Below are 4,929 nucleotides of genomic sequence, written 5' to 3'. Positions count from 1 at the left end.
TGCCACAGCCGCGTTCCGCCCGCGCCGGGCCCGAGGTGCGTCGAATGGACCGCGATGATCGCCTTCAGCCCCGTCTCCCGATCGGTGACGAAATGCACGACCTCATGGTCGTCAAAATCGGGGAAATCCCACGGCGACTGCATAGCTTCATTGTCCTGAGGGCTGAATTTGCTACAAAAAGTGGGGCGATCGACGGGACTTGAACCCGCGACCCTCGGTACCACAAACCGATGCTCTAACCAGCTGAGCTACGATCGCCACATGCGCTTGAAACGCGCCGGGCACATAAGAGCCGCCTCCCCCTAGCGTCAAGGAAAGATAGGGAAACGGGGCGGCAGCGGAGCAGCGATTGGAACCGGAGCGCGCCCTCCTCCATTCACGCCTCCAGGCGACGGAGCAAAACCATGGCGGAAGACAGAGAGAAGATCAGCAACGGCCCGAACGAGCGAGCGGTCAACGAGACCATCGCCGGTACCGGCCCCGGCATCCCCGACGAAGCGCGCACGCCCGGGCAAGAGGCTCCCGAGCCGCCGACCGACGAAGAGGTTGCGCGGATGGCGGAGAAGCTCGGAGCGCCGATCGGGCAGGCTACGGAGTAGCTTGGGCAGTCACGAAGAAGGCGTGGTGGGCGCGGTAGGGATTGAACCTACGACCCCACCCGTGTGAAGGGTGTGCTCTACCACTGAGCTACGCGCCCACGCCGGATGCGCATGTAGGGTGAGTGCGAAGGGCTGTCCAGCGCTCTGACGTCTTCGCGAAAAGGAGCGCTGCGAAGCAATCCGTGGCCGTCGCCCCACGTCCGGATTGCCTCGCTACACCCGCATCGGGCTATGCCTGATCAGACGTTGACCGAGTCCTTCAGGCCCTTGCCGGCCTTGAATTTCGGCTGGGTCGATTCCTTGATCGACATCGGCTCGCCCGTCCGCGGGTTGCGGCCCGTGGACGCCTTGCGCTTCGAGCAGGAGAAGGTGCCGAAGCCGACCAGCCGAACCTCGTCGCCGCGCTTCAGCGCCGCGCCGATGGAGTCGAACACTCCCTCGACCGCCTTGCTTGCATCGCTCCTGCTGAGTCCGGTCGTCTCGGCCACCTGGCCGATAAGCTCCTGCTTGTTCATGCTGCCTGCACCCCTGTTGCATGGAATCGCGGCTTATGCCGAACCTCCACCTAAGAGCAGGAGCCCCGCGAGAGTCAAAAGGAAAGCGCGATTTTCCGGGGGAATATCGCGCTTTCCAGCTCGTCTTTCGTTGCTGCGAAGCAACAAATCAGTGGCGGCTTGAAACCCCTGCCATGTCGTCCTGCGCCGCCGCGATTTCGGCGGGCGGAACGGCGGCGAGTTCATCCGCTTCGGTCCATTCGATTGGAACCACCGGCGTCGCAAGGGCGCGGGTGAGCACTTCGTCTACGTGAGCCACCGGGATGATCTCCAGCCCCTCACGGATCGTGGCCGGGATCTCCGCCAGGTCCTTCTCGTTCTCGGCAGGGATCAGCACCATCCGGATGCCGCCGCGGAGCGCCGCGAGCAGCTTCTCCTTGAGCCCGCCGATCGGAAGCACGCGGCCGCGAAGCGTGACCTCTCCGGTCATGGCGACATCGCGGCGCACCGGGATCCCCGTCAGCGTCGAGATGATCGCGGTGACCATGCCGATGCCCGCGGAAGGACCGTCCTTCGGCACCGCGCCTTCCGGCAAGTGGACGTGGATGTCCTTCCGCCCGAACAGGCTCGGCTTCACGCCGTAGCTCGGTGCCCGCGCCTTGACGAACGAGAAGGCGGCCTGGATCGATTCCTGCATTACGTCGCCGAGCTTGCCGGTCGTCCTGATCTGGCCCTTGCCGGGAACGGTCACGGCCTCGATCGTCAGCAATTCGCCGCCGACCTCGGTCCAGGCGAGACCCGTGACGGCCCCGATCTGGTCCTCCTCCTCGCCGACCCCGTGCCGGAAGCGGCGAACGCCCGCAAAATCGGCAATATTGTCGGGCGTGAGCTCGACCTTCTCGGCCTTGCCCTCGAGGATCTGCCGCAGCGCCTTCCGCGCCACCTTGGCGATCTCGCGCTCGAGCGTGCGAACGCCGGCCTCGCGGGTGTAGTGGCGGATGAGTGCGCGAAGGCCTTCCTCGGTGAAGGTCAGCTCGCCTTCCTTGAGGCCGTGCGCTTCGATCTGCTTCGGCACCAGGTGGCGCCGGGCGATCTCGACCTTCTCGTCCTCAGTATAGCCTTCCAGCCGGATGATCTCCATGCGGTCGAGCAACGGCTGCGGCATGTCCATCGAGTTCGCCGTGGTGACGAACATCACGTCCGAAAGATCGTAGTCGATCTCCAGATAGTGATCGTTGAACTTCGAATTCTGCTCGGGATCGAGAACCTCGAGCAGCGCCGAAGCGGGATCGCCGCGGAAATCCTGGCCGAGCTTGTCGATCTCGTCGAACAGGAAGAGCGGGTTCGATGTGCCGGCCTTCTTCAGGTTCGAAACGACCTTGCCCGGGAGCGAGCCGATATAGGTGCGACGGTGGCCGCGAATCTCGGCTTCGTCGCGGACGCCGCCGAGCGACTGGCGGACGAACTCGCGGCCGGTCGCCTTGGCGATCGAGCGGCCGAGCGAGGTCTTGCCGACGCCGGGAGGCCCGACGAGGCAAAGGATCGGACCCTTCAGCTTGTTGGTGCGCGCCTGGACCGCCAGATATTCGACGATCCGGTCCTTCACCTTCTCAAGGCCGTAATGATCCTCGTCGAGGATCCGCTGCGCTTCCGAGATGTCGTGCTTCAGCTTGGACTTCTTGCCCCAGGGGAGCCCCAGCAGCACGTCGAGGTAATTGCGGGAGACGGTGGCCTCGGCCGACATTGGCGCCATGGCCTTCAGCTTCTTCAGCTCCTGCGTCGCTTTCGACCGCGCTTCCTTGGAAAGCTTGGTCTTGGCGATCTTGCGCGCCAGCTCCGCAAGTTCGTCGCCCTCGCCTTCTTCGCCCTCGTTCCCGAGCTCGCGCTGGATCGCCTTCAGCTGCTCGTTGAGATAATATTCGCGCTGGGTCTTCTCCATCTGCCGCTTGACGCGGCTGCGGATCTTCTTCTCCACCTGAAGCACGCCGAGCTCGCCCTCCATGAAGGCGAAGGCCATCTCCAGCCGCCGGATCGGATTGAGCTCCGCGAGCAGAGCCTGCTTGTCGGACACCTTGATGTTGATGTTCGCAGCCACCGCGTCGGCGAGGCGCGACGCCTCCTCGATCTGCCCCAGCTGGACCGCGGTCTCGGCCGGTAGCTTCTTGTTGAGCTTGGCGTAATTCTCGAACTGCTCGACCACGGAGCGCATCAGAGCCGATACTTCGGCGCCTTCCGGCTCCTCAGCCTCGATCGGCTCGACCTCGGCGATGAGGTGCTGCCCCTTCTCCGTCAGCGAGGAGAGAGACGCACGCCGCTGCCCCTCGACGAGCACGCGGACGGTTCCGTCCGGCAGCTTCAGGAGCTGGAGCACCGTTGCGACGACGCCGAGGTCGTAGAGCGCGTCCCGGTCGGGATCGTCCTCAGCCGGATCGAGCTGGGAGACGAGGAATATCTGCTTGTCCGCCGCCATCGCGCTCTCGAGCGCGGCCACCGATTTGTCGCGGCCGACGAACAGCGGCACGATCATCTGCGGGAATACGACGATGTCGCGAAGGGGAAGGACGGGAAAGGATTCGGTCACAAGAAACTCCACTCGCACGGCGGCTGCCGCGCTCACGACCTTATATGAGACGTGCCTGCGCCGCCATCAACCCGCGCGGCTTTGGGCTTGTCCCCCGCACGGCAGCCCTTGATAAGGCCGTGGAGCTAAAGAGGGGATGAAGATGAAAGCAGCCGCGATTTCGGCCTTGGCGCTTGCGCTGGCGCTTGCCGCCCCCGCGGCCGCCGAGAAGGGCAAGCCGCCGCTCACCGCGCAGACGGCCCGCGCGGGCGGGAAGATGATCCCGGAGCAAGCCGCGCTCATCTTCGATCACGCCGACCTCGCGATCGAGGTCTTCCCCGACCGCGAGCAGATTTCGGGCGTCGCCACCCACCGCTTCACCGCAAGGCAGCCGGTGCGGCGGGTGGTGATCGATCTCGACCGCAACCTGCCGGTGAGCGCCGTATCGCTTGACGGGCGGCCGCTCGGCGCCCGCAGCTGGTCCAATCCCGACGGTCGCCTGGCGATCGCCCTCCCCCGCACGATTGCCAAGGGGCGGGCATTCACCGTCGAGATCCGCTACGGCGGAACGCCGCACGTGGCGGTGCGTGCGCCCTGGGACGGCGGCTTCACCTGGGCGAAGACCGAAAGCGGCAAGCCCTGGGTCACGACCTCGGTTCAGGGGGAAGGCTGCGACCTTTTCTGGCCGTGCATCGATCACCCGATGGGCGAGCCGGCGCTGATGGATATCCGCATCACCGTTCCCGAAGGCCTCGCCGCTCCCTCCAACGGAGTGCTCCAGAGCGTCACTCCGCAGCCCGGTGGTCGAAGCACCTATCACTGGCGGGTGAAGAACCCGAACACCTACGGAATCGCGCTCAACATCGGCCCCTACAAGCTGATGAAAAGCGAATATCGCAGCCGCTACGGCAACGTCATCCCGATCGAATGGTGGCACCTGGAAGGGCATGAGAAGCAGGCGGCGGGCCTTGCCGAGGAATTCGCGCCGACGCTCGATTTTTACGAGACGCTGATCGGCCCCTACCCCTTCGGCGACGAGAAGATGGGTATCGTCGAGACGCCACATCTCGGAATGGAGCACCAGACGATCAACGCCTACGGCAACGAGTTCAAGAAGGCCGCGACCGGATACGATTGGCTGTTCCACCACGAGTTCGCGCACGAATGGTTCGCGAACCAGCTCACCGCCTCCGATTGGGACGATTTCTGGCTGCACGAGGGCTTCGGCGCCTATATGCAGCCGCTCTACGGCCGCTGGCGGGGCGGCGAGTTCGCC

Annotated in this window: 4 protein-coding genes, 2 tRNA genes and 1 pseudogene; 2 read left to right on the top strand and 5 right to left on the bottom strand. The window is 64.9% G+C overall.

Annotation, left to right across the window (positions count from 1 at the left end; all coding sequences use genetic code 11):
* Window positions 1-143 (bottom strand): annotated as a pseudogene (locus VF662_RS15330) (amino acid dehydrogenase); the annotation flags it as partial.
* A gap of 38 nt (window positions 144-181) precedes the next feature.
* Window positions 182-258, bottom strand: a tRNA-His gene (locus tag VF662_RS15325).
* Window positions 259-404: 146 nt separating this feature from the next.
* On the opposite strand from VF662_RS15325, the gene VF662_RS15320 reads away from it, so the two are divergent.
* Window positions 405-599: a hypothetical protein gene (locus tag VF662_RS15320; RefSeq protein ID WP_464142806.1), complete on the top strand. Its 195-nt coding sequence runs from the start codon at window positions 405-407 to the stop codon at window positions 597-599.
* Between the two features lie 23 nt (window positions 600-622).
* On the opposite strand, the gene VF662_RS15315 is transcribed toward VF662_RS15320, so the two are convergent.
* The 3 genes from VF662_RS15315 to lon all read right to left on the bottom strand — a co-directional run bounded on the left by VF662_RS15315 (window position 623) and on the right by lon (window position 3,620).
* Window positions 623-697 (bottom strand) — tRNA-Val (locus VF662_RS15315).
* 141 nt (window positions 698-838) lie between these two features.
* A complete protein-coding gene (locus tag VF662_RS15310) occupies window positions 839-1,114 on the bottom strand; it encodes an HU family DNA-binding protein (protein ID WP_464142804.1) in 276 nt (91 codons plus the stop codon).
* Between the two features lie 148 nt (window positions 1,115-1,262).
* Window positions 1,263-3,620, bottom strand: coding sequence for an endopeptidase La (gene lon / locus VF662_RS15305; RefSeq protein WP_464142808.1), 2,358 nt, complete (start codon window positions 3,618-3,620; stop codon window positions 1,263-1,265).
* A gap of 190 nt (window positions 3,621-3,810) precedes the next feature.
* On the opposite strand from lon, the gene VF662_RS15300 reads away from it, so the two are divergent.
* Window positions 3,811-4,929 (top strand): M1 family metallopeptidase (locus tag VF662_RS15300; protein ID WP_464142802.1); only part of this gene is annotated, 1,119 nt, incomplete at its 3' end.

Source organism: Allosphingosinicella sp. (assembly GCF_036387215.1).
GTDB lineage: Bacteria > Pseudomonadota > Alphaproteobacteria > Sphingomonadales > Sphingomonadaceae > Allosphingosinicella.
This window is presented reverse-complemented; position numbering and strand designations above follow the sequence as displayed.

Bases quoted from the DNA above. Each gene is read 5' to 3' on its own strand.
- VF662_RS15320 (WP_464142806.1), top strand. From the start codon at position 405: ATGGCGGAAGACAGAGAGAAGATCAGCAACGGCCCGAACGAGCGAGCG.
- VF662_RS15310 (WP_464142804.1), bottom strand. From the start codon at position 1,114: ATGAACAAGCAGGAGCTTATCGGCCAGGTGGCCGAGACGACCGGACTC.
- lon (WP_464142808.1), bottom strand. From the start codon at position 3,620: ATGATCGTGCCGCTGTTCGTCGGCCGCGACAAATCGGTGGCCGCGCTC.